This window comes from Stenotrophomonas sp. 05L414_2 (assembly GCF_056397905.1).
The window spans coordinates 1-23856 of record NZ_JBFTOJ010000030.1; the positions used below are offsets into that span (position 1 = coordinate 1).

Annotated in this window: 20 protein-coding genes and 1 pseudogene; 13 read left to right on the forward strand and 8 right to left on the reverse strand. The window is 64.7% G+C overall.

Annotated elements, in window-relative coordinates; all coding sequences use genetic code 11:
* Together AC1DJN_RS06295 and AC1DJN_RS06300 are read right to left on the reverse strand one after the other, a co-directional pair.
* On the reverse strand, positions 1 to 697 hold a 697-nt coding region (locus tag AC1DJN_RS06295), incomplete at its 3' end, for a MurL-like N-terminal domain-containing (protein ID WP_478038995.1).
* A gap of 90 nt (positions 698 to 787) precedes the next feature.
* On the reverse strand, positions 788 to 3382 hold the full coding sequence (locus AC1DJN_RS06300) for a bifunctional aspartate kinase/diaminopimelate decarboxylase (protein WP_478038996.1): 2595 nt from the start codon (positions 3380 to 3382) through the stop codon (positions 788 to 790).
* Between the two features lie 75 nt (positions 3383 to 3457).
* Here AC1DJN_RS06300 and AC1DJN_RS06305 point away from each other — a divergent pair, with 75 nt between their 5' ends.
* Both AC1DJN_RS06305 and AC1DJN_RS06310 read left to right on the forward strand, forming a co-directional pair.
* Positions 3458 to 4330 carry a PhzF family phenazine biosynthesis protein gene (locus AC1DJN_RS06305; protein ID WP_478038997.1) on the forward strand — a complete coding sequence of 291 codons (873 nt, stop codon included), beginning with the start codon at positions 3458 to 3460 and terminating at the stop codon, positions 4328 to 4330.
* Positions 4331 to 4424: 94 nt separating this feature from the next.
* Positions 4425 to 5303, forward strand: coding sequence for a PhzF family phenazine biosynthesis protein (locus AC1DJN_RS06310; RefSeq protein ID WP_309909792.1), 879 nt, complete (start codon positions 4425 to 4427; stop codon positions 5301 to 5303).
* Positions 5304 to 5390: 87 nt separating this feature from the next.
* On the opposite strand, the gene AC1DJN_RS06315 is transcribed toward AC1DJN_RS06310, so the two are convergent.
* A complete protein-coding gene (locus AC1DJN_RS06315) occupies positions 5391 to 5822 on the reverse strand; it encodes an OsmC family protein (RefSeq protein ID WP_025873972.1) in 432 nt (143 codons plus the stop codon).
* A gap of 370 nt (positions 5823 to 6192) precedes the next feature.
* On the opposite strand from AC1DJN_RS06315, the gene AC1DJN_RS06320 reads away from it, so the two are divergent.
* The 4 genes from AC1DJN_RS06320 (at position 6193) to AC1DJN_RS06335 (ending at position 8495) form a co-directional block, all read left to right on the forward strand.
* Positions 6193 to 6591, forward strand: a complete 399-nt coding sequence (locus tag AC1DJN_RS06320; protein WP_025873973.1) for an HU family DNA-binding protein — start codon at positions 6193 to 6195, stop codon at positions 6589 to 6591.
* A 304-nt stretch (positions 6592 to 6895) separates the two neighbouring features.
* Positions 6896 to 7204 (forward strand): DUF3861 family protein, encoded by a 309-nt coding sequence (locus AC1DJN_RS06325; protein ID WP_032975859.1) that lies wholly within the window; start codon positions 6896 to 6898, stop codon positions 7202 to 7204.
* 70 nt (positions 7205 to 7274) lie between these two features.
* Positions 7275 to 7817: a hypothetical protein gene (locus AC1DJN_RS06330; RefSeq protein ID WP_032975858.1), complete on the forward strand. Its 543-nt coding sequence runs from the start codon at positions 7275 to 7277 to the stop codon at positions 7815 to 7817.
* An 81-nt stretch (positions 7818 to 7898) separates the two neighbouring features.
* A complete protein-coding gene (locus AC1DJN_RS06335) occupies positions 7899 to 8495 on the forward strand; it encodes a YceB family lipoprotein (protein ID WP_025873976.1) in 597 nt (198 codons plus the stop codon).
* Between the two features lie 72 nt (positions 8496 to 8567).
* Here the strand turns inward: AC1DJN_RS06335 and AC1DJN_RS06340 are convergent.
* Both AC1DJN_RS06340 and AC1DJN_RS06345 read right to left on the reverse strand, forming a co-directional pair.
* A pseudogene (locus AC1DJN_RS06340) lies at positions 8568 to 9109 on the reverse strand (type 1 glutamine amidotransferase domain-containing protein).
* A gap of 172 nt (positions 9110 to 9281) precedes the next feature.
* Positions 9282 to 9749, reverse strand: coding sequence for an SET domain-containing protein (locus AC1DJN_RS06345; protein ID WP_010483549.1), 468 nt, complete (start codon positions 9747 to 9749; stop codon positions 9282 to 9284).
* Between the two features lie 210 nt (positions 9750 to 9959).
* Between AC1DJN_RS06345 and AC1DJN_RS06350 the strand changes: the two genes are divergently transcribed.
* The 5 genes from AC1DJN_RS06350 (at position 9960) to AC1DJN_RS06370 (ending at position 15261) form a co-directional block, all read left to right on the forward strand.
* Complete coding sequence (locus tag AC1DJN_RS06350; protein ID WP_025873978.1) at positions 9960 to 10415, forward strand: SUF system Fe-S cluster assembly regulator; 456 nt, start codon at positions 9960 to 9962, stop codon at positions 10413 to 10415.
* 17 nt (positions 10416 to 10432) lie between these two features.
* Positions 10433 to 11908, forward strand: a complete 1476-nt coding sequence (sufB, locus tag AC1DJN_RS06355) for a Fe-S cluster assembly protein SufB (protein WP_478038998.1) — start codon at positions 10433 to 10435, stop codon at positions 11906 to 11908.
* A gap of 73 nt (positions 11909 to 11981) precedes the next feature.
* The gene (gene sufC, locus AC1DJN_RS06360) at positions 11982 to 12746 is read left to right on the forward strand and encodes a Fe-S cluster assembly ATPase SufC (RefSeq protein WP_032975854.1); all 765 of its coding nucleotides are present in this window, start codon (positions 11982 to 11984) and stop codon (positions 12744 to 12746) included.
* Positions 12746 to 14008, forward strand: coding sequence for a Fe-S cluster assembly protein SufD (gene sufD, locus AC1DJN_RS06365; RefSeq protein WP_478038999.1), 1263 nt, complete (start codon positions 12746 to 12748; stop codon positions 14006 to 14008). The genes sufC and sufD overlap by 1 nt, the downstream gene beginning before the upstream one ends.
* A complete protein-coding gene (locus AC1DJN_RS06370; RefSeq protein ID WP_442252062.1) occupies positions 14005 to 15261 on the forward strand; it encodes a cysteine desulfurase in 1257 nt (418 codons plus the stop codon). Before sufD ends, AC1DJN_RS06370 begins: the two co-directional genes overlap by 4 nt.
* Positions 15262 to 15957: 696 nt before the next feature.
* Here the strand turns inward: AC1DJN_RS06370 and AC1DJN_RS06375 are convergent.
* From AC1DJN_RS06375 to AC1DJN_RS06385, 3 genes are read right to left on the reverse strand one after another with little or no spacing between them, the layout of a single operon-like run.
* Entirely contained in the window at positions 15958 to 16323 is a 366-nt protein-coding gene (locus tag AC1DJN_RS06375) for a hypothetical protein (protein ID WP_208082432.1), read from the reverse strand.
* A gap of 16 nt (positions 16324 to 16339) precedes the next feature.
* Positions 16340 to 17323, reverse strand: coding sequence for an RHS repeat-associated core domain-containing protein (locus tag AC1DJN_RS06380; protein ID WP_081323681.1), 984 nt, complete (start codon positions 17321 to 17323; stop codon positions 16340 to 16342).
* Positions 17324 to 17326: 3 nt separating this feature from the next.
* Complete coding sequence (locus AC1DJN_RS06385) at positions 17327 to 22645, reverse strand: wall-associated protein (RefSeq protein ID WP_478039000.1); 5319 nt, start codon at positions 22643 to 22645, stop codon at positions 17327 to 17329.
* A gap of 241 nt (positions 22646 to 22886) precedes the next feature.
* On the opposite strand from AC1DJN_RS06385, the gene AC1DJN_RS06390 reads away from it, so the two are divergent.
* Positions 22887 to 23426, forward strand: a complete 540-nt coding sequence (locus AC1DJN_RS06390; protein ID WP_032975848.1) for a GNAT family N-acetyltransferase — start codon at positions 22887 to 22889, stop codon at positions 23424 to 23426.
* Entirely contained in the window at positions 23423 to 23755 is a 333-nt protein-coding gene (locus AC1DJN_RS06395; RefSeq protein ID WP_025873985.1) for a non-heme iron oxygenase ferredoxin subunit, read from the forward strand. Before AC1DJN_RS06390 ends, AC1DJN_RS06395 begins: the two co-directional genes overlap by 4 nt.
* Positions 23756 to 23856 lie beyond the last annotated feature (101 nt).

The following is a 23856-nucleotide window of genomic DNA, read 5'->3' on the forward strand; positions in this document are numbered from 1 at the left end:
CCTGGTCCACACCGTGCAGCAGCGCAGCCAGCACCATGATCGCCGAGTTCACCACGGTGACCGGGATGTGCCCGTTCCATGCGCCCTGGCGGTTGAGTTCGAACAGCTCCGGCGCCAGCGCGCGGCCCAGGTTCAACGTCGGCAGCCCGGTGCGCTCGGCACAGGCACGGATCAACTGCGAACCCCCGATCCAGGTCACCGTCTCGTCCACGCCGGCGCGGCGCAGCGCTTCGATGCTGACCAGCGAATCCTTGCCGCCGCCGATGGCGACCAGCGCGTGCGATTGCAGGCCCAGCACCGGTGCCTGCACCGTTTCGCCCTGCACCGGCAGGCGGAAGCGCCCACGCAGGTTCAGGCCGTTGCGGTAAGCGAATTCGCCCAGGCCGTTGAGGTAGATGGTCTCCACCAGCGCTGCGGTATCGGCATCGATGCTGTAGCTGTCGATGCTGACCGTATCGGGCACGCCGGCCTTGTAGTAGCTCACACCGGCAATCAGGTGCAGCAGCCGCAGCGCGCGCTGCACGGCATCGGCACGGGCCGGTTCCAGCACGAACGGAGCGCCGGGCACGGTAACGGTTTCCACCATTTCCGGGCCGTCATCGAAGGCGTAGACCAGCTTGGCCACGCCGGTGTCSGCRGCGAAWTCGCAGCGSACGAARCGGAAGCGGGAAACCTGGTGTTTATCGAAAGCAGTCATGGTGAATCCAGTTCAAGCACGGTCAGGCACGTGCCCGCGCGCAGGCGCGGGACGTGTCGGTGGGCGGGTGCAGGGCGCGGAAGGCGGCGATCATTCGATCACGTCTTCGCGCGGCATCGCCCGCTGGTTGTAGGTGTTGGACATCACATAGCCGTAGGCACCGGCGTCGGCGATCAGCATCACATCATCCGGCGCGGTCGACACCGGCAGCTTGCGGCGCTTGCCGAACACATCGCTGGATTCGCAGATCGGGCCGACCACATCGAACGCCGCTTCGGCGTAACCGCCCTGGCGGCTGAGGTTCTCGATGTCGTGCCAGGCGTCGTACAGGGCCGGGCGCATCAGCGTGTTCATGCCGGCATCCAGGCCGACGCGGCGCACGCCATCCTTCTCCACCACCTGGGTGGCGTGGGTCAGCAGCACGCCCGATTCGGCCACCAGGAAGCGGCCCGGCTCGATCGCCAGGCGGAACGCCGGATGCAGCGCCTTGACCTCGGCCAGGCCCTCGGCCCAGGCATCCAGGTCGAACGGCTCGTCTTCCTCGCTGTACGGGATCGGCAGGCCACCACCGATGTCGATGGTGTGCACGCTGCCGATGCGGCGCGCGAAGCCCGCCAGCTCATCGCACATCAGGCGCCAGTGCTGGGCGGTTTCCACGCCGCTGCCAAGGTGCGCATGCAGGCCGACCACGCGGGTGCCCAGCTCGGTGGCCGCGCGCACGAACTCGTCCACGCGCGCGATCGGCAGGCCGAACTTGGATTCCTTGCCACCGGTGCGGACCTTGGCGTGGTGGCCTTCGCCACGGCCCAGGTCCACGCGCAGCCACAGTTCGCGGTTGCGGAACAGGTCCGGCCAGCGTTGCAGGGCTTCCACGTTGTCGACAGTGACGGTCACGCCCAGCGCGAACGCCGCTTCGTACTCGCTGCGCGGGCAGAAGCTGGGAGTGAACAGCACGCGCTTGGGCGACAGTTCCGGAATGGCCTGGAACACATGCTTCAGCTCACCGTGCGACACGCACTCCAGGCCGAAACCTTCGGCCTCCAGCAACTGCAGGATGGCCGGATGGCTGTTGGCCTTGATCGCGTAGTATCGCTGGTCGATCGGCTTGATCGCCGCCAGCGCGCGGGCACGCGCCCGCACCGTCGGCAGGTGGTAGACGTAGCGCGGGGTGCCGRCATCGGCCAGCTGCAGCAGGTGCGCACGCTGGCCGCGCCACCACGGCGTACCACGCGGACGCACGGTGCCGGCGATTTCGCGCCAGCGCGGGCCGAACACTTCGGTCTCTTCCACCGGCATCGCGCCGCTGTCGATCAGTTCGGCGTGCAGGATCGGCAGCAGGCCATCGGCATCGGCTTCGTCGATGACGAAGGTCAGGTTCAGGTCGTTGGACGACTGCGAGATCATGTGCACGCGCTCACGACCGAAGGTCGCCCACACGTCCGACAGCTTGTGCAGCAGCGAGCGCATGCCCAGGCCGACCAGGGTGATCGCCGCGCACGGCACGATCACCTTGACCTTGCAGATCTGCGACAGGTCGGCCGACAGCGCGGCCAGCACATCGGTGTTGACCAGGTTCTCGGACGGATCCAGCGATACGGTGACGTTGGTCTCGGCCGAACCGATCAGGTCCACCGACAGGCCGTGCTTCTTGAACAAGCCGAATACATCGGCGAGGAAGCCGACCTGCTGCCACATGCCGATGCCTTCCATCGACACCAGCACGATACCGTTGCGACGGCTGATTGCCTTCACTCCGGGCACCGGCGCGGCATTGCCGTCGATGCTGGTGCCCGGCAGCTCCGGACGCTCGGTATCGAGGATCGCCATCGGCACGCCCGCATCGCGGCACGGCTTGATCGAGCGCGGGTGCAGCACCTTCGCACCGGTGGTGGCGATTTCCTGCGCTTCGTAATAGTCCAGGCGGGTCAACAGGCGCGCGTCCGGCACGTCCTTGGGATTGGCGCTGAACATGCCGGGCACATCGGTCCAGATCTCCACGCGGCTGGCGCCGAGCAGCGCACCGAAGTATGCCGCCGAGGTATCCGAGCCGCCGCGGCCGAGGATGGCAGTGCCACCGTCGGCGTGACGCGAGATGAACCCCTGGGTGATCAGCATGCGCGTGGGCTGCGCGCGGAAGCGCTGCGCCCATTCCGCATCGGCACGCCACTGGCAGTTCACCGACAGGCGCTGCGACCAGTCGCTCTGGTTCGGCTGCGGCGGCAGCGCGTCCAGCCACTGGCGCGCATCCATCCAGCCGAAATCCAGGCCGCTGGCACGCAGGTAGGCCGCGCCCAGGCTGGAAGACAGCAGTTCACCCTGGCCGAGCACTTCGGCCTGCCAGTCCAGAGGACGGCTTGGCGCACGCGGGTCGTCCAGCAGGCCCTGCAGCGCGGCCAGCCGCTCGGCCAGCACCTCCGCGCCCAGGCCCAGCTCGTCCAGGAAGGCCTGGTGGCGTTCGACCAGCGCCGCCACGCGATCGCGGCTGTCCGGCGCGCCATCGGCAATCGCGGTCAGTTCATTGGTGACCCCGGACAGCGCCGAAACCACCACCAGAACGCGCGAACCGGTCTCTTCGGCCCGTTTTTTCGCCAGCTTCCCGATCGTGTCCCAGCGGTGGCGACGCGACACCGAGGTGCCGCCGAACTTCAGTACGATCCAACGATCGACAAGGGGGGAAGCTGACATGGATAGGCTATGTGTAATGTGGGGAAGCCGCCCGAGGGGGCGGAACCTTCGATTCTAAGCCCAATACACCCGTCAATGACCGCCTACCGCTACCTGCAGCTCGATGTCTTCGCCCACCAGCCCGGTACCGGCAACCCGCTCGGTGTCGTGTTCGACGCTGATGGACTGTCCACCGACCGCATGCAGGCCCTGGCCGCCTGGCTGAACCTGTCCGAGACCGTATTCTTCCTTCGCCCCACCGCTGCCGGCGCCGACTACCACGTGCGCATCTTCACCCCTGCCAGCGAGCTGCCCTTCGCCGGGCACCCCAGCGTGGGCGCCGCCTGGGCTGCGGTCACCTGCGGCCTGGTGCAGCCACGCGACGGGGCCCTGGTGCAGCAGTGCGCGGCCGGCCTGCTGCCGGTGYAGGTCACCGGGCCAGCCAACGCGCCCACCATCCGCCTGGCGAGCCCAGAGGCACGGCCGCTGCCGGCTCTGCCAGGCGACATTCCTGACGCCCTGCGCGCTGCTGCCGCCGAGGGCCAGCGCGCCGAGCTGTGGGACAACGGCCCGCGCTGGTGGCTGCTGCCGCTGCGCGACGCCGAGGCCGTACGCACGCTGGCACCGGACATGGCGGCCCTGCGCGACTGGAGCATTGCCACCGACGCGCTCGGCATCGCCGTGTTCGCGCTCGAAGCCGATACCGGGCACGACCTGGTGGTGCGCGCGTTCTGCCCCGCCGATGCGCCCAACGTGCCGGAAGACCCGGTGACCGGCAGCGCCAACGCGCTGATCGGCGCCTGGCTGCGGCAGCGCAACGCCCTGCCCGGCAAGGACGGGAGCTACGTGGCCAGCCAGGGCCGCGAGGTCGGCCGCGACGGCCGCGTCCAGGTCACTGTGGATGCGCAGGACACGGTGTGGATCGGCGGCCAGGTGCAGCTGGTGATCGACGGCAACATCACCTGGTAGCGCCGGGCCAAGCCCGGCGGCCTGCCGCGCTGCGCGCTCGCGGGGCATGGCCCCGCGCTACCCTATGCCGCCTGTTTCCTGGAGTTCCTGCCCGATGACCACCCGCCGTTTCCTGCAGCTGGATGTGTTTTCCCCGCGCCCGGGCGCCGGCAATCCGCTGGCCGTCGTGCTCGATGCCGAAGGCCTGGACGATGCAGCGATGCAGGCCATCGCCCGCTGGACCCGCCTGCCCGAAACGACGTTTGTGTTCCCGGCACAGACGGCCGGCACCAGCTATCGGCTGCGCATGTTCAGCCCGCAGAAGGAAGTGCCGTTCGCCGGCCATCCCAGCGTCGGCACCGCCCACGCGGTGCTGCAGGCGGGCTTGGCCATGCCGGTCGACGGGGTACTGGTTCAGGACGGCATCGCCGGTGCGCTGCCACTGCGCGTGACCGGCGAAGGCGCGCAGCAGCGCATCGCCATCCGCACGCCCCGTGCGCAGCTGGCCGAGATCGCCGCCACCGATGACCCACGCCTGCAGGCCGCATTGCACACCTGGCCGCTGGGTTCGCTGCCACCGGCCCGCATGCAGGGTGGCCGCAGCTGGTGGGTCGTAGAGGTCGCGGATGAGGCCGCGTTGCGCGCCCTGCACCCGGACTGGGATGCGATCGCCACGCTGGCTGAATCGACCGACAGCATGGGCGTGTTCGCCTATGCCTTTGCCGATGGCAGCGATGGTTACGACCTGGCCGTGCGCGCTTTCGTCGGCAATGGGCGCCGCTTCGAGGATGCTGCTTCTGGCGCGGCCAACGCTGTGCTGGCGGCCTGGCTGGACCTGCGCGACGCCCTTCCGCGCGGCCGCCAGCCCTTCGACGTCAGCCAGGGACGCGAAGTCGGCCACGATGCGCGGCTGACGCTGCTGGTCGATGAAGAGGGCGAGGTCTGGTCCGGCGGCCAGGTGCAGACGGTGATTTCCGGCACCATCGATTGGTGAACGCAAGGCGGTAGAGCCGGCCGCTGGCCGGCTGCCACCTTATACCCGGTTTCATGTGGTTGCCGGCCAGCGGCCGGCACTACCTTCTCAGCCCAGTTCGGCTTCCAGGCTGATCGGCACCGCGCTCAGCGCCTTGGAAACCGGGCAGTTCTGCTTGGCGTCATCAGCGATCGCGCGGAACTGCGTCGCCTCGATTCCCGGCACAACCGCCTTCACTTTCAGCCGGATCTGCGACAGCTGCGGGCCGCCTTCCATCGACAGATCGACCTTGGCTTCGGTATCCAGCGAGGTCGGGGTAAAGCCTGCCTCGCCGAGCTTGGCCGACAGCGCCATGGTGAAACAACCGGCGTGCGCGGCAGCGATCAGTTCTTCGGGATTGGTGCCCTTTTCATCACCGAAACGGCTGTTGAAGCCGTAGCGGGTCTTGTCCAGAAGACCACTCTGCGGCGTGCTCAACTGGCCCTTGCCCGACTTCAGGTCGCCTTCCCAATGCGCGGTAGCGTGTCGCGAGATTCCCATGTCCTGCTCCGTTGTGGCTGTGATGAACCAATACCCTGGCACGCGCCGCGTTAGCCCTGCGTCGCCCCGCCGCATGCGGCGCGCCTGTCCCGAGCCGACGACTGGACACTTCTTCGCCAGCAATCTGGCGATTTCCCCCTTGTTTTCAGTCATTTCGCCCATCCAGTCGCAATCACCGACACTGCGGTGCAGCGCACCACCGCACCCGCTCCCCCTACTGCCGGCCATGTACTGAATCGGCCTGGATATGAAAAAACATGCACTTTCAGCGCTCCAGGCTATTGGCGGCGCCCAAGAGTTGCCCTACATTGCGCTTGCCGACGGGGTTCGGCGCCGACCAAACAACCAACCGTTCACGGAACAGGAAACCATGGCAAAGACCGCTAAGAAGGCTGCCCCGAAGAAGGCAGTGAAGAAAGTCGCGACGAAGGCAGCCGCCAAGCCGGCCGCTCCGAAGCCGATCAAGGAAGTGCTGACCAAGTCGGGCCTGGTTGCACACATCGCTGAAGTCTCCGGCGTTGTTGCCAAGGACGTCCGCGCTGTGCTGGCCTCGCTGGAAGGCGCTGTCGCTTCCTCGGTGCACAAGAAGGGCGCCGGCTCGTTCACCCTGCCGGGCCTGCTGAAGATCACCACCGTCAATGTGCCGGCCAAGCCGAAGCGCAAGGGCATCAACCCGTTCACCAAGGAAGAGCAGTGGTTCGCCGCCAAGCCGGCCACCACCAAGCTCAAGGTTCGCCCGCTGAAGAAGCTCAAGGACGCTGCGCTCTAAGCGCGCGCCCTGCAGCGGATACCTGACGGGACGGCCTTGGCCGTCCCGTTTTTTTTGCCCCGCATCCGCGCTCGCTCTGCAGTAGATCCACGCCATGCGTGGATGCCGTCCACTGCGCCCCCGCAACACAGCGTTTCCCGCGCCCACGCAATTTCCCGCACAGGCCCGCYGCCCATGGCCGCGCCGCTGTTTTTCCAGCGCAGGAACGAACCGGGTGGAACACTGCGTGCAGCGCCGGCCATCGCCGCCGGCCGACGCCTTGCCTATGGTGGTCCCATTCCTCCCCACCAGCGCGAGCACCCCCATGGCCAGCCCTTCCACCCGCTACCGGATCTCGGTGACCCCGATCGAAAAGGACGGGCACCAGTGCACCGGGCGCTGCACCATCGAACTGGAGCACCGCGCCAGCCGCGACCTGATGCGCCTGCTGGAATCGGCCCCGCGCACGGCAGGCCTGAGCGGTGACGAACGTGCCACCCTGGTGGTGGCCACCCAGCTGCTGCGTGACATCGTGCAGCGCCATGCCGACACCGACGGCCATGCACTGGCAGCGGTCGCCGCGCAGGTCCTGCCGGCGCTGGACGCGCTGGAACGGCTTCCCTCTTCGCGCTGACCACTTCGCGCTGAGCGGCCCCCGGCCGCTACACTGCCGCCTTTCAGGTCGCCTCGGGGAGGAGGCAGACATGCGCGGTTTTATTTCCTTGTTGATCCCGCTGCTTGTGGCGGGGTGTTCGAACCCGGCGCCCCCGGTCGATGCCACCGGGCGCGACGCGAGCGCCGCCACAACCGCCCCGTCGGTGCCGACGACGAAAGCGGCACCGCAGGCCGCTACCGTTGACGCGATCGCCATCGATCCGCTGTATGGCGCCGTTGCCAACGGCAGCGAAACGCCCGCAGCGATGCTCAACCGCTACATGCTGGATCTGCTCAACCGCAACACATCGCGCAGCGATGCAGCCTGGGCCTATGCCCCCGCCGACCCGCGCCGTGCCGACGATGCCGTGCTGCGCCTGCTGCCCGACGTGCGCAGCCTGCGCCTGGACAGTGACGTGGCGTTGCCACGCGACGATGGGCAGCCGCCACGCCTGCTGGAGGTGCCAGTGAAGATCCGCGCGGTGACCGCCAACGGCACCTTCCGCTACCACGGCTGGTACCGGGTGCAGCCCAGCGCCGATGGCCGCAGCTGGCAGATCCAGTCGGCCAGCCTGCAACCAACGCTGGACTGAACCGTTGCAACCGTGTGTACCCGCGATTCAGCGGGCAAAGCTACTCTGTAGGCCTCTTGGATCCTTCTTCCGGTCACCGCCATGCGCCTGCGTTCCCTGATGACCCGCCTAGCCGCCTCGACCGTGCTGATTGCTGCTGCGATCGGTGCGCAGGCCGCCCCTTCGATCTCCGGTCGCGAACTGGCGGTTGGCGCCAGCGACGTGCAGCAGTATCTGGACGGCAGCTTCCCGCGCACGCAGGACGCGCTGGGCGGCCTGATCGCGCTGACCATGAGCCACCCGCAGCTGAGCCTGCCCGCAGGCGAGCGCTTGAACCTGGGCATGGACGTGGCGCTGGCCACCGCCGGCGGCAACCCGGCCAAGCTGGGTACGGTGAAGCTCAGCAGTGGCCTGCGCTATGACGCGCAGACCCAGGGCTTCCACCTGCAGCAGCCGAGCGTGGATGACTTCACTCCGGCCAGCCAGGGTGGCCGTCTCGATTCACGGACCCGTGGCCTGCTGAACGCATGGCTGAGCGACTACGCCCAGCGCGAACCGATCTACAAGCTGGACCCGGCCGTGGCCGGACTGCTCGGCGCCCTGCAGGTGCAGTCGGCACAGGTGAAGAACGGCAAGCTGGTGGTGACCTTCAACCAGAACCTGGGCGACCTGGTGCCGGCGGGCATCCTCGGCAAATAAGGTAGTGCCGGCCGCTGGCCGGCAATCCTTTCACGCACGTGCCGGCCAGCGGCCGGCACTACCAGCGCCGCATTACGCCGCCAGCGCTTTCACCACCGCCTCGCTGAAGGCCGGAATGTCATCGGGCTTGCGGCTGGTGATCAGGTTGCCGTCCACCACCACTTCCGCGTCGCGCCAGCGCGCGCCGGCATTGGCCAGGTCCTGCTGCAGCGACGGCCACGAGGTGACCTCGTGTCCCTCCGCCAGCCCGCTGTTGATCAGCAGCCAGGGGCCGTGGCAGATCGCGGCCACCGGCTTGCCGGCACCGGCCATGCTGCGGATGAAATCCAGTACTGCTTCGTTGGTGCGCAGGGTGTCCGGATTGATCACGCCACCGGGCAGACCAGCGCATCGAAACCGCCGGCGTCGGCGCCATCCAGTGGTTGATCCACGGCGACCGAATCACCCCAGTCCTTGTCCTTCCAGCCCTTGATGCTCGCCTCCTTGGCCGGCGACACCACGCTCACGCGCGCGCCCTCCGCTTCCAACAGGTGCTTGGGCTCGATCAGTTCGGACTGCTCGAAACCATGCGTGGCGAGGATGGCGATCTGTTTGCCGCGTAGACGCTGTGCCATGTCGTGCTCCAGATAGGGGGGAGCGCACAGGGTGGCCGAGTGGCCCTTGAACGGCGGTGACCCTCACGTGCACGGCAGGTGGAGAATCGCCCGGATAGCGCCGGGCCGTGCCCGGCGGCTTCTGGTTCCGCCCGCGCTTCGCGCTCGCCGGGCATGGCCCGGCGCTACCGGATCAGCGCTTGGGCTGCAGCATCGTGCCGGTGCACTTGGGCGAGCCACAGCGGCACTCCCAGATCTTCTTCAGCTTGGCCGTGTGGCGCTCGGCCAGGGTGATGCCGTAGTTGTACGTCAACTCTTCGCCCGCCTTGATATCGCGCAGCGCCTCGATGAAGACCTTGTCGCCGCGGCTGTCACCGTCTTCGTCTTCCTCGATCACCGCCTCGCAGTTCGGGTCGCAGCTGTGGTTGATCCAGCGCGCGTCGTTGCCCTTGTAGTTGGCATCGATCACCCAGTCGTCGTTGAGGGTGAACAGGAAGGTATGGCCGCTTTCCACGTCGCCACTGTCATCGGCATCGACATCGCCGTGGCTGCGCAGCAGGCCCTTGTACTGGATCACGCGCTCGCCCTGCTTGATCGGGGCCACGGAAAACACACCGTTGCCGTGGATGGCGGACTTGCGGGCTTGGATCTTCTTGGGCATCGGCAAGAGACGTTTGCAGCGGAAGGAACGTTGATTCTCGCCCATTCCGGGTGATTGCGAAAATCACCCCCATGCCGCAGCATGTCGCCCCGATGGCGGCCCTTGGCGACTGCCCTCCGGCCGGGCCCAAGCGCCCGCTGAATGGCCGGGTTGGATGCCGGCGAATAAAAGCGTACAATTTCAGTCCGCTTTAAGAACCACTCGCATCCCATGTTGCGCGTCACCAAGCTCACCGATTACGCCACCGTCGTACTGACCGTACTCGCCGCCCGTCCGGGCGAGGTGCTCAGTGCCACCGAGCTGGCCGAATTCACCGGTCTGGAGCCGCCCACCGTCAGCAAGGTGCTCAAGCCACTGGCCCAGGCCGGCCTGGTCGAAGGCCTGCGCGGCGTCCGCGGCGGTTACCGGCTGACCCGCCCATCGATCGAGATCTCGCTGTTTGAAGTGGTTGAAGCCATGGAAGGGCCGTTGGCCCTGACCGAGTGCAGCCACGACCACCATCAGTGCGGCATGGCGCCCAAGTGCGGCGCGCGCAGCAGCTGGCGGCTGATCAACGACGTGGTCTCCGAGGCCCTGCGCGATGTCAGCCTGGCGCAGATCCTGCCCCCTCTTCCCCTTGTCGACGAAGAACAGCGCCGCACCATCGCTGTCGACGTCGTCTCCTGATCCGTAGGCAGCCCCCCATGGCCACCGAAACCATCGAAACCGTCGCCAGCGACGACACCCCCAACCGCGAGATCCATGAGCAGCTCGGCCGCAAGTATTCGGCCGGCTTCATCACGGACATCGRGTCGGACTCCCTTCCCGCCGGCCTGGACGAGGACACCATCCGCGCCCTGTCGGCCAAGAAGGAAGAGCCGGAATGGATGACGCAGTGGCGCCTGGACGCCTACCGCCACTTCCTGACCATGCCGATGCCGAACTGGGCCAAGCTGCAGATCGCCCCGATCGACCTGCAGGCGCTCAGCTACTACTCCGCGCCGAAGGGCCCGAAGTACGCCTCGCTGGATGACGTGCCCAAGGAACTGCTGGACACCTACGACAAGCTGGGCGTGCCGCTGCACGAGCGCGCCAAGCTGGCCGGCGTAGCGGTGGACGCGGTGTTCGACTCGGTGTCCGTCGGTACCACCTTCCGCAAGGAACTGGCCGAAAAGGGCATCGTGTTCTGCTCGATGTCCGAAGCCATCAAGGAGCACCCGGAACTGGTCAAACAGTACCTGGGCACCGTGGTGCCGGTGGGCGACAACTACTTCGCCGCGCTCAATTCTGCGGTGTTCTCCGATGGCAGCTTCGTGTTCATTCCCAAGGGCGTGCGTTGCCCGATGGAACTGAGCACCTACTTCCGCATCAACGCCGGCCACACCGGCCAGTTCGAGCGCACGCTGATCATCTGCGAAGAGAAGGCGTACGTGTCCTACCTGGAAGGCTGCACCGCGCCGATGCGCGATGAGAACCAGCTGCATGCGGCGGTGGTCGAGCTGGTGACGCTGGACGATGCCGAGATCAAGTACTCCACCGTGCAGAACTGGTACCCGGGCGATGAGAATGGCGTCGGCGGCATCTACAACTTCGTCACCAAGCGTGCCGAATGCCGTGGCGCGCGCAGCAAGGTCACCTGGACCCAGGTCGAGACCGGCTCGGCGATCACCTGGAAGTACCCGTCCTGCGTGCTGCTGGGCGACGACTCGGTCGGCGAGTTCCACTCGGTGGCACTGACCCATCATCGCCAGCAGGCSGACACCGGCACCAAGATGATCCACGTCGGCAAGCGCACCAAGAGCAAGATCATCAGCAAGGGCATCAGCGCCGGCCGCGGCCAGAACACCTATCGTGGCCTGGTCAAGGTGGACCGCAATGCCGACGGCGCGCGCAACTACACCCAGTGCGATTCGCTGCTGATCGGCAAGCAGTGCGGCGCCCACACCTTCCCCTACATCGAGGTGAAGAACCCCGGCGCCACCGTCGAGCATGAGGCCACCACCTCGAAGATCTCCGACGACCAGCTGTTCTACTGCCGCGCCCGTGGCATCAGCCAGGAAGACGCGGTGTCGATGATCGTCGACGGCTTCTGCAAGCAGGTSTTCCGCGARCTGCCGATGGARTTCGCGGTGGAAGCCAAGAAGCTGCTGGAAGTSTCGCTGGAAGGYKCGGTSGGCTGATCGCCCGCCCTGCCCTCGCACAACGCATTCTCTTTACCGGCGGGCCCCGGCCCGCACCACGGAAACCCCCATCATGCTGAAGATCGAAAACCTCCACGCCCGCATCGGCGACAAGGAAATCCTCAAGGGCCTGTCCCTGGAAGTGAAGCCCGGCCAGGTGCACGCCATCATGGGCCCCAACGGCGCCGGCAAGTCCACCCTGGGCAATGTCCTGGCTGGCCGCGACGGCTATGAGGTCAGCGAAGGCAGCGTGCAGTTCGAAGGCGTCAACCTGCTCGACCAGGACCCGGAAGCGCGCGCCGCTGCCGGCCTGTTCCTGGCATTCCAGTACCCGGTGGAAATCCCCGGAGTGAACAACACCTACTTCCTGCGCGCCGCGCTGAATGCACAGCGCAAGGCGCGCGGCGAGGAAGAACTGGATTCCATGCAGTTCCTCAAGCTGGTGCGGCAGAAGCTGGCCGTGCTGCACCTGAAGGACGAACTGCTGCACCGTGGCGTCAACGAAGGCTTCTCCGGTGGCGAGAAGAAGCGCAACGAGATCTTCCAGCTGGCCGTGCTCGAGCCGAAGCTGGCGATCCTGGACGAAACCGATTCGGGCCTGGACATCGATGCACTGAAGAGCGTGGCCGACGGCGTCAACGCGCTGCGCAGCGCCGACCGCTCGTTCCTGGTCATCACCCACTACCAGCGCCTGCTGGACTACATCAAGCCGGACGTCGTGCACGTGCTGGCCGATGGCCGCATCGTCAAGAGCGGCGGCCCGGAACTGGCGCTGGAACTGGAAGCGCACGGCTATGACTTCCTGAAGGACCGGGTCGTGCCCGAGGCGGCGGTCTGATGAGCGCCCTGCTCGATTCCATGGCCCAGGCCTTCTGCGGCAGCGATGCGCGCCGCGAAGTGCTCGACAGCGTGCTGCGCGACGGCCTGCCCGGCGCACGCAGCGAAACCTGGAAGTACACCTCGCTGCGCCAGCTGGAGCGTCGCAGCTTTGCGGCCGCACCGTTGGCCCCGGCGCTGCTGGATGCCGCCGCGCTGGAGAACATCCCGGCACCGCGCCTGGTGTTCGTCAATGGCCGCCTCAACGACGCGCTGAGCGACGTGCAGGGCCTGCCGGCCGGCGTGCAGCTGSAGACGYTGTCCTCSGCRCTGGCCGCYGGCGAKGACGCCSTGCGCTTCCTSGGCCGYCGYTWCGAWCGCAGCGACGAWGTSTTCGCCCGCCTCAACGCYGCCCTCGCCGATGAAGGCGTGGTGCTGCGCGTGGACGACGGCGTGCAGGTCGAGGTGCCGCTGCAGCTGGTATTCGCCAGCGTGGCCGGCGACACCGATCTGGCCTGGCACCACCGCCACCTGATCGAACTGCGTGCCGGCGCCAGCCTGGGCGTGGTCGAGCACCGCTTCAGCGTCGGTGATTCGGCGCATCTGGACAACACGGTACTGCACGCCCACGTCGCCCGCGATGCGGTGCTCAAGCACGCCCGCGTGCAGGCCGGCAGCGCGCGCCAGACCAGCTTCCTGCGTACCGACGCGGTGCTGGCCAAGGACGCGCAGTACCACCGCGTGGACCTGGAGCTGGGTGCCGCGCTCAGCCGCCATGAGCTGAACGTGCGCCTGGAAGGCGACAACGCCCAGCTGACCGCCAAYGGCGTGCTGCTCGGCAAYGGTCGCCGCCACGTCGATACCCGCCTGGGCATCGACCACATCGCCCGCGACACCAGCGCCGAGCTGCAGTGGCGTGGCGTGGCCGCCAACCGCAGCCGCGTGGTGTTCCATGGCGGCATCCAGATCCGTGCCGGTGCCGATGGCACCGACGCCAACCTGTCCAACAAGAACCTGCTGCTGTCGGCCGACGCCGAGATCGATACCCAGCCGACGCTGGTGATCGACGCCGACGAAGTGAAGGCCGCACACGGTGCCACCGTCGGCCAGCTCGACGCCAACGCGCTGTTCTACCTGCGCTCGCGCGGCCTGCCGCAGGCCCAGGCGCAGGCGCTGCTGAGCGCCGCGTTCTGCCACGAACCGCTGAAGGTGCTGCCCGAAGCGCTGCGCGAACAGCTGGCACGCCGGCTGGACAAGGCCCTGGCCGAGGCGGGCGTGGCATGAACCTGTCCACCCCGCGACCGATCGAAGCACCCGCCGACGCCCCCGACTGGGCGCGCGTGCGCCTGGACTTCCCGCTGCTGATGCGCGAAGTGCACGGCAAGCCGCTGGTCTATTTCGACAACGCCAACACCGGCCAGAAGCCGGTGCAGGTGATCGGCGCGGTGGACGAGTTCTACCGCCGCTACAACGCCAACGTCAGCCGTGCCGTGCATGCGCTGGGTACCGAGGCCACCGACGCCTACGAAGGCGCACGCAACAAGCTGGCCCGTTTCCTCAACGTGCGCAGCAACGACCTGGTGCTGTGCAGCGGCACCACCTTCGCGATCAATCTGGTTGCCTACTCCTGGGCCCTGCCCCGGCTGAAGGCCGGCGACGTGATCCTGGTGTCGCGCATGGAACACCACGCCAACATCGTGCCGTGGCAGCTGGTCGCCCAGCGCACCCGCGCGACCATCCGCGTGGCCGAGATCACCCCCGACGGCGCGCTGGACCTGGACGCGCTGCGCGCGGCGATGACCGCCGAGGTCAAGCTGCTGGCCGTGGCCCATGTCTCCAACGTACTCGGCACCATCAACCCGGTGCGCGAGATCTGCCGCGAAGCGCGCAAGCGCGGCATCGTCACCGTGGTCGACGGCTCGCAGGCCGCACCGCACCGCAAGGTCGACGTCACCGCGATCGGCTGCGACTTCTACGCCATCACCGGCCACAAGATGTGCGGCCCGACCGGCACCGGTGCGCTCTGGGCGCGTCGCGAGCATCTGGACGCGATGCCGCCGTTCCTGGGCGGCGGCGAGATGATCAAGGAAGTCAGCTTCGACGGCACCGTATTCAACGACGCCCCGCACAAGTTTGAAGCCGGCACCCCCAACATCGCCGGTTTCATCGGCCTCGGCGTGGCGGCGGACTATCTGCAGAACGTCGGCCTGGACCACGTGGAAGCGCGCGAAGCCGAGCTGCTGGCGCACTTCACCGAAGAGCTGCGCCGGGTTGACGGCCTGCGCATCATCGGCGAAGCGCCGGAAAAGGCCGCGGTGGTGTCATTCCTGATCGACGGCGCCCATGCGCACGATCTGGCTACCCTGCTGGATCTGGAAGGTGTGGCCGTGCGCTCGGGCCAGCACTGCGCGCATCCGCTGCTGCAGTACTACGGCGTGGCGGCGACCTGCCGTGCGTCGTTGGCGTTCTACAACACGCATGAAGAGATCGAGCGGTTCATGGCTGCGTTGACGAAGGTGCGGAAGTTGCTGGGGTGAGGCTTCAGTAACAGATGGGAAGATGCGAACGCCACGGGAGACCGTGGCGTTTTTGCGTCCCAAGATGGCCAATGCTGATCTACTGCACGACAACCGTAAACGTCATCTGCACAGGCAAGCCCAACTGTCCCAGGGGCTACACCCGGCGAAGTTGCAGGCTCTCACCCGGTAGGCATAACTGCCTTTTCCACGGCTGGCACCAAAGCTGTTCGCACCGCCGTTATGCACCACAGTCCAGCCGCCGCCGTTGGCGCTCTCCTAATCTCTCGGCGGCAGTCGACATTCAGAACTCGACCTCTTTGCAATAACTGCAACGCAGTCACCCACGGACAGTCCACAGGTGTCCGCCGACACAAAAATCCCTCGATAATTGGTCAAAACGAAATAGCTTCTCAGCTTTTCATTCCCCTCCTGATCGAATGACTGCCGAACATCAATCAAATGGACCTCACACATTTGCTCCCTCGATGCGCCTCCGGCGACAGAACTGGAGCGGAGCGCCGCAGCGTATTGATTTGCCCTTGCATTGTTCGGGAGATGATTGACAACCCCACCCGAACTCGCCACTTCACTAGTACACGCAACAAGGCCAGCCAGGCAAATCGCTGCAAAAATTACGACTATTGATCTTCGAATGCGATCAGAATACTGGACTTTACTCACCAATATATGCTCCGATGGATTAATGCAATAAATTCAGACCTCGCCACATAGTTTCACCATTTTTTTCGAAACAACCGAAGCACATTGACCTTCTCCGACATCACATGTGGATGCATCCATGAACCTCCCCTCTCCATCCATCAATACATAGAAAAGCCTCCTCCTTCTCTTTCCTTCCCGGGACAGCTCAAGTTGCGACACCACCAACTCCGCCTTTACTTCGACTCCGCCATCCACAGAGCGCGAACGAATGACGTCATCCACTTCAGCAAATATTTTCTGGGATGATGAACTGTCATGATCTTGATTGATAACCTGCAAATGGCAGCCGCGCTGCTGACCGCAGGAAGAAAGAAGAAAAATTGATATGACGGAGGCCAGTAAAGTTGAAATATTCATCGGAGTATCCGGTTGGTTATTTCCCTGAAAACTGCTTATCGAGGCGTTTTGCATCAAGTCGCCCCTCAACCCTAAAGACCCCCTTGAAATCGCTCAACCGATGCCTCGATGTCGTGTCATTACTCAGCATCGCATCCTCATCCCTCGCAGTAATTCGCGTACCATTTCGATCAGCCATAATATGATCGGAAGAGTACCCCTCCATGGGGCTCGATGTACGCCCATCTCGCGACCCCACATCACGATACCCTTCCGGGGCGCCTGCAAAATGCAGGATATCGTGAACTGCCGCGCCTATCCAGTTGCTCTCGGAGCTATCGATATGAGCCGTCCTCCCGCCGATTCCGCCATATACCCCCTGACCGGCACGAGGATAGTTTGCGTAATCCTTTCCAGGCCCCAAATTCATTGAATTCTGGCCATGACCACCGGCGGAACCCAGGACCTGCAAACGAACCTTAATCCCTCGATACTCGGAAGCAATTGAATCAACCCGACTCCTGATCGCTTCCACATTGGATTTTGTTGCAGCGGGACCCGTAAAATTAACCGGAATCACCAGAACATTAACATCTGAAAAATATATCGCATCAGCGCCATCTGGATCGACGAACTTGTAGGGATTCCCATTTCCATACCTGTAACGCTGGAAATTTGCATAGGGATTTTCGACAGTAGTGACTGGATCCACCGAGAGGAAGGTACCCAAACTTGAGTCGAAGTATCTCTGCTGCATGTAGTTCAACCCGGTTACAGAGTCCGTCATATGCCCGGCATACCCTGGACCATCCTTCAATGGCCGATTGACCACGCCTCCATACGGTTCATATACGGTACGCTCGATGACATTTCCGCTGGCATCGGTGATCGCCACCGGCGAGCCCAGTGCGTCGGTGTGGATGTATTCCACCACTTCCTGGGCCGCAGCCGGTGCAGCACCGGCCAGTGTCGCCACCACAAGAAGCGCTGCGCGAATCAGTAGAGAAGTGATTCCATTCATGGCTCAGTCCCAGCTCAGTACGCCGCGGGTGACAGGGAAGCCCGCAGACCATTCCGAACAGCCGCCGGCATTGCAGGCGCGAACGATGTACAAGCTTGCGCAGTAATTCCCGTTGTTTGACTGCACGTAAGTCAGAGGCCCGGTGTATAGACGGCGTCCAGCCCCCGACGGCTCAAGGTGATACTCCGTTGCGCCGGGCACGGCTCGCCAGGAGACGGTGCACTGCACCTGGTAGGGGGCCTTGCGCGTAGACAACCATTCCGCCAGGAAAATCTGGGTGGCAGCCGGAGGAAGCACGACTGAAACGCTTACGATGCCTGAATATGGGCTGCACCCCGCGAAGTTGCAGGCACGTACACGGTAGGCGTAGTTGCCATTGCCTCTGTTTGCACCAAAGCTGTTCGCACCGCCGTTATGCACCACGGTCCATCCACCGCCGTTGGCGCTCTCCTCCAGGATGAAGCTCTCACTATTGGCGGGTACTGACCAGCTGAAGCTGTACTGCGGCACATTCACCAGGCCCGGCGCGCTGATCACCGGCTCGATCGTCGGCGGTCCGATGACTGCGACCGTCACCGTTGCCGACCACGGCCCGCATCCAGCGCCGTTGCAGGCGGCGACGCGGTAGGCATAGCTACCCACTCCACGCGCAGGCGTGGCAAAGGACCCCGCATTGCCATCGAACAGGGTCACCCAACCGCCGCCATTGGTACTTTCCTGAAGTGTGTAACGATCGGCACCGCCAATCCCGTTCCAGCCGATGCCAATGCTGCCGGGTGCCGAACGAGCCGGCGCTGATACTCCAGGAGCACCGACAGGCGGGTAGACCACCGTCACTGYGGCGCCATTGCTGTATTCGGTACACCCCACCGGATTACATGCACGGACACGATAGTTGAAGCTGCCTGCCGGCTTGCCACTGAATGCCTTGGATTGGCCCGCCGCATTGTGAACCTGCGTCCAGGCTCCGCCATTGGCACTCTCCTCCAGTTCAAAGCGTTCTGCGCCGGCAGAGGCCGACCAGCTGATGCTGTAGTTGCCGTTGAATGCAGTTGTCGGCACGCTCAGCACAGGCACTRCAGCCGGCGGCAGCTCGACGGCGACCGAGGCGGTGTTGCTCCACTCGCCACAGACCACGCGGCATCCGCGCACTCGGAACTGATAGGTGCCGGTGACCAGACCGCTACTGGTGAATGCCTGCGCCTCGCCGTCGAAAATCGTGCTCCAGTTGCCCCCTTGGGCGCGCTGCAGTTCGTAGCGGTTGGCGCCGCCGGCCGGACTCCACGTCAGGTTGACGCTGCCTTGGGTGATGTAGCCCGGAGCGCTCAGCGCCGGAGCACTGGGTGCAGCCTCGCCGTGCACCTGCGCCACCAGGCTGCCGGACAGGTACAGATAGTCCGTCTGCTTTCCCGTGCGCTCATTGCGCTGGAAACGCAGCACGCCGCCATTGTCATAGAACGAGTAGATCACGCCCGTTTCGCTGTTCCATGCTTTCACCCGGCGTCCATGCGCGTCGTACATATAGGCTTCCGTCGTTCCCACCGTACGCAGGCGGTTGCCGTAGTCGAAACCAAACGCCTGGCCATTGCGGATCGAAAGATTACCCTGCACGTCATAGCCGAGACCGACAACGGTCGCGCTGCTGCCAGTATCGACAACGTTGACCAGACGATTGGTCGGATCGAAATAATGCGTGCGATCCCGGCTGCCGACCTTGGCCCGGCGCAGGTTGTCCAGTGCGTCGTACTCATACAGCGCGTTGCCAAAGCCCGGCGCGGTAACCGAGCGCAGTCGATCCAGCCCGTCATAGGCCATGTCACGATTGCCTGGCGCACCCGGCAAGCCATCAGAGATGGCCATCACGTTGCCACCCGCATCGTAGTCGTAGCTGTCATCGAGCACTGCGGCCGCAGCGGTGGCATCGCGACTTCGGTCAGGAAGACCGCGAGCATTCTGGCTCATCGCATGGACAATGCCGTTGCCATATACGAAGCGCGCCAAGGCGCCGTTGGCAAAATAGCTGGCCTCCTTCGCATAGCCCCCCACCGATGTGGCGCGGCCGAGGGCGTCCGGGGCATAGCTGACGATGCGCCCGCCCGGGTAGGTGTTGCTGGCAAGCGCGCCGTTGCCATCGTAGCCATAGGCCAGGCTCAGATTGCCGAAGTCTGGATGTTGCAGCGTCTCGCTGCTGAGCAGACGACGATGGTTGTACTGGTAGCGATTGATGACCAGCGGACGGCCGGCATCGTTCTGCGTACTGATTTCTGCGGGCAGGCCATCTGGCGTATATGACCAGACCTGGTTGCCGCGGCCATCGGGGAAGGTCAGCGCCAGCAGTCGATTGGCAGCGTCATAGCTGCGCTGCACGGCGCGGCCAGTGGCGAGTGCTTCGCTGCGGTTGCAGTCTGCGGCGCTGGTCAGGCCCGTGCCGGCAGCCGACCACAGTACATTGCCGGCAGCGTCATAGTCCTGCACGGTCGCCCCGGTTTCCGGCTCGATGGTCTTGCAGAGTTGCTGGTAACCGTCATAGACATAACGGCGGGTCAGCGCTTGGCTGCCGTCGGCGCTGCTACGGGTAATCGCCAGCGGCTTGCCGAGAGCGTCGCGCTGGATCTCGGTCACTACCCCTTCTGGATGCTGCAGTATCAACGGCATCTCATAGGTGGGCTGGTCATAGGCCAGGTGCCGTGTTGTGGTCGACTGTCCGCGTGGATTGGTTACCTTCACCGACAGGTTGCCCACGAACTCGGTGCGAGTTACCAAGGCACCCAGTTCGGACGACTGGCTGACCACGACCGGTCGACCCAGCGCGTCGTACTGCGTGGTGGTGCCGTCAAACGCCGCATTGATGTCGGAAAGCTGGCGAACCGGATAGGACGCGAACACCGTCTTGCCGCTGGTGTCGTAGCGGGTCACGACTGCGCTATCGAGAACGTTGTCTGCATTTTCAGTGACCAGCACCGGGCGGAACATGGCATCCAGATAGGTATCGGTCCGTCGCCCGCCCTGGGTTCGTGAATGCTTCCAGGCGCCGGCCGGCACGCCGAACTGCGCGCTGCCCAACCGCTGCAGGTCCATGGTGACCGCATTCCAGCTCACGGTGTCGCCACCGGGGAACTGCTGGCTGCGCAGGCGCCCCATGCTGTCGTAGCTGAAGCTGGTGGTTGCTCCGATTTCATCGGTCAACGAGGTGATCCAGCCGTTGTCGTCCACCACAACGGTGCGCGTCGCCCCATTGGGAGATTCAGCCGTGGCCGGCATCCGCAACTGCTGCGGSACACCGCGCTTCCACSCGGACAGRTGGCTGGTGTTGCCACGGGCATCGGCAACCGATGCCACCGTACCATCAGCCGCGTAGGTCACCTGCTGCGCCAACCGGCCGAAGGCATAAGCGCGCAGCGGCAACGCATTGGTCGTGTCGAACTCGGTGCGTGACTGCTCGACACCATTGACTACGCTGCGCGCTGACTGGCCATTCACCCATAGCGCCAGGTTGTCGTAGTAGGTGGTTGTGCTGGCGCGGCTCTGTCCGGCTGAGTTGCCCTCGACGACGCTCACCTCGCGTGCAAAGGCATCGAAAGCCTGGACCGTGCGGGTGAACTGCACGCCATCCTGTTCCACCACGGTGGACTGTACGGGCCTGTTGTAGTGTGCCTTGAGGTCGTTCGCACCGTACTTGAAGTCCTTGCCGGCTTCTTTCGGGAATGGCGCCGAGTCAAGCTGGGCGTCGGGATAGTAGTTGTTGCGGTCGACGCGCACGACGGTGCCGCCCGAGCGCGTGGTGGTCGACAACAGCAGACCGTCGTTGTACGCCACCTCCTTGCCGAATTCATACACACGTACAACGCCGTCAGGCAGAGTCTCGGTGGTGATTTTCGGTTCGGCCTGGCCCGGAGGAATGGCCGGTCCGCCGAGATCCTGCGCGTAGGCGCCATCAAGATTGGTGTACTGATAGGTCCACTGCGCAACAGGCATACCCGGACCAGTGATTGTTTTTGCTACCAGCGACTGCGCGTCACGGTAGACAGGCGTGTAGTTCCAGCCTTCTTCGTACAGATGATTGTCACCAGATGTCTGGCAGTCGAACGTTACGTTCTTCCGTCCGTGGCGGAACGGGCGGAACAAGAACGTACCCACTGCCCCCGAAGGATGCTGGACAGTCGCCGCAATCTCAGTGGGTATGATCTTGTTCATCCGGGCGCAGGTCACCGGATAGTCCATGTACTCCCAGATGTTCTGCCCGGTGTAGTCGGCATACTTGCGGGTGACGGAAAGCGGCGGAAGGTTGTAGACCCACTGGGTCCCATCCGGCAGCGTTACCGTCTGGAGGATATTGGCTGCGGTATACCCGTACGTCCACGTGCGCCCAGCTGCCGTCGCTGATGCAATCAATCCGTCAGCGTTGTACGCCAGGCTGATTTCACGACCATCACTGGCAAAGATGCGTTCGAGGCGGTCGCCATTCCACTCATAGCGCACCCAGTTGCCAAACCGATCCACAATCTGGGAGGGGTACAGGTAAACGCGCCTGCGCTGCAATTGAGCATTACTCTCCGGACCAAATGGCTGCAGGGTCGCAGGATTGACCGGACGTGCCACCATCCAGTCAAAGTAGTACTTGGAACCATCAGGTGCGTGCCCCAGGAAGCCTTCACCGGCCTGGCCACTCTTGAGCGAGCCCAGACAAGTGAACGTCCAACCGCTTTTGGTGTTCCACGGGGTGGATTTACCGAACTGAGGCTTGGGCTGGCGAGCATCACCGCCGTCTCCCAGAATGCTCTCGCCCCCGCCACCAGGCAGCGAAAGTCGCGTGCCATCCCAGTAGGTGTGCGCATTGAAATTGACGATCTGGGTGTGCCGTCGGTTCCAGACTTCCAACGACGGAGGTCCGCTGACGGTGCTGCAGCGGGCCGCAGGCAGCCAATAGCCCGCGGCCGCAGTCTCAGGCAGGTCGCCGTGCACACCAGACAGGGAAGGAATATCCAATTTCCAGTTGGAGAAAGGGCTCTCATTACTGTTGCCGCCATCGCCGAGACTGCGGCTCAGCGTCATCGGCAAGCTGCCATTGCCCGGTATCGAAATATCCGTGGCCTTGAAGCTGATCGAACCGTCATACAGGTTGACCTGCTCGCCAAAGATCTCGCCCTTCAAGGGCTCGACCAGGTCGCCGTACTTCAAGCGCTTGTCGTACTCCTGGCGCCAGGTAGGCACGATCTGGGCGGAGGCGGGAACCGGTGCCAGTACGCAGAAGGCCAGTGCTGTCAGAAGCAGGCCTTTGATGGCGTTTGCCGCGCGCGGATGAGCAATGAGCCGTGACTGCATGAAGATCCTCCCTGGATCGACCTTCCTTGAGAGCCCCGCCCACATCGCGCCACTGTCGATGATCAGATCGGACGGTACCCACTCCGGCAGACAACCACACGCTTGAACGCGGTGGGCGGGTACTGCTTCATTTATGAATGAAAAATGAAGATCATGTCAACAAGGCGTATCCGACACACTCGGCAAAGCCAGCCGAATCAGCAAGCTCCCCGCCCGCCCCCGCCCCACCTAGAATGCCCCCATGAGCACTCTGACCTTCCGCGCCGCCACGTCGGCCGACATCCCCGCCCTGATCACCCTGGTCACCTCGGCCTACCGCGGCGACGCCAGCCGCGTCGGCTGGACCACCGAAGCCGACCTGCTGGACGGCGCCCGCGTCGATGCCGAAGGCATCCAGGGCGACCTGGACCGCCCGCGCTCGACCATCCTGCTGGCCGAACGCGACGGCCAGCTCGTGGCCTGTGCCCACGTCGCCGACGTCGACGGCAAGGGCTACTTCGGCATGTTCTCGGTCGACCCGGCCCAGCAGGGCGGCGGCGTCGGCAAGCAGTTGATGGACGCGGCCGAAGCCCACGCCGCGCGCGAATGGAACGTGCCGGTGATGCAGATGACCGTGATCGACATCCGCGACGAACTGATCGCCTTCTATGAGCGCCGCGGTTACCAGCGCACCGGCATCAAGAAGCCGTTCCCGTATGGCGACGAACGTTTCGGCATCCCCAAGCGCGACGACCTGCGCTTCGAGATCCTGGAAAAGCCGCTGGCCGGAGCCACCGCGTGAGTGAGGCCTGGACCTTTGTCTGCGCCGGCGCCGAACTGCTGCCGGGCGAAATGAAGAGCGTGTTCGACGAAGTCACCGGTACGCCGATCGTGGTGTTCAACCTCGACGGCGAACTGTACGCGCTGGAAGACCAATGCACGCACGAGGAGTTCGAGCTGTCCTCGGGTGAGTTCAACACCGCCGAGGGCAGCGTTGAATGCGTACTGCATGGCGCGCGCTTCGACGTGCGTGATGGCCGCGCCCTGTGTGCGCCGGCCTATACCGCAGTGCCGAAGTTTCCGGTGAAGCGCGAACACGACGCCATCTGGACCCGCGACGACCGCGATTGAAGTTCAAGGCATCCACCAATGGGGTGGATCTACTGGAACAGCCTGAGGGCCCTGCCAGGGCCTTTCGGGTCCGTTCCGGGTGGCCTGCCACACCCGTACAT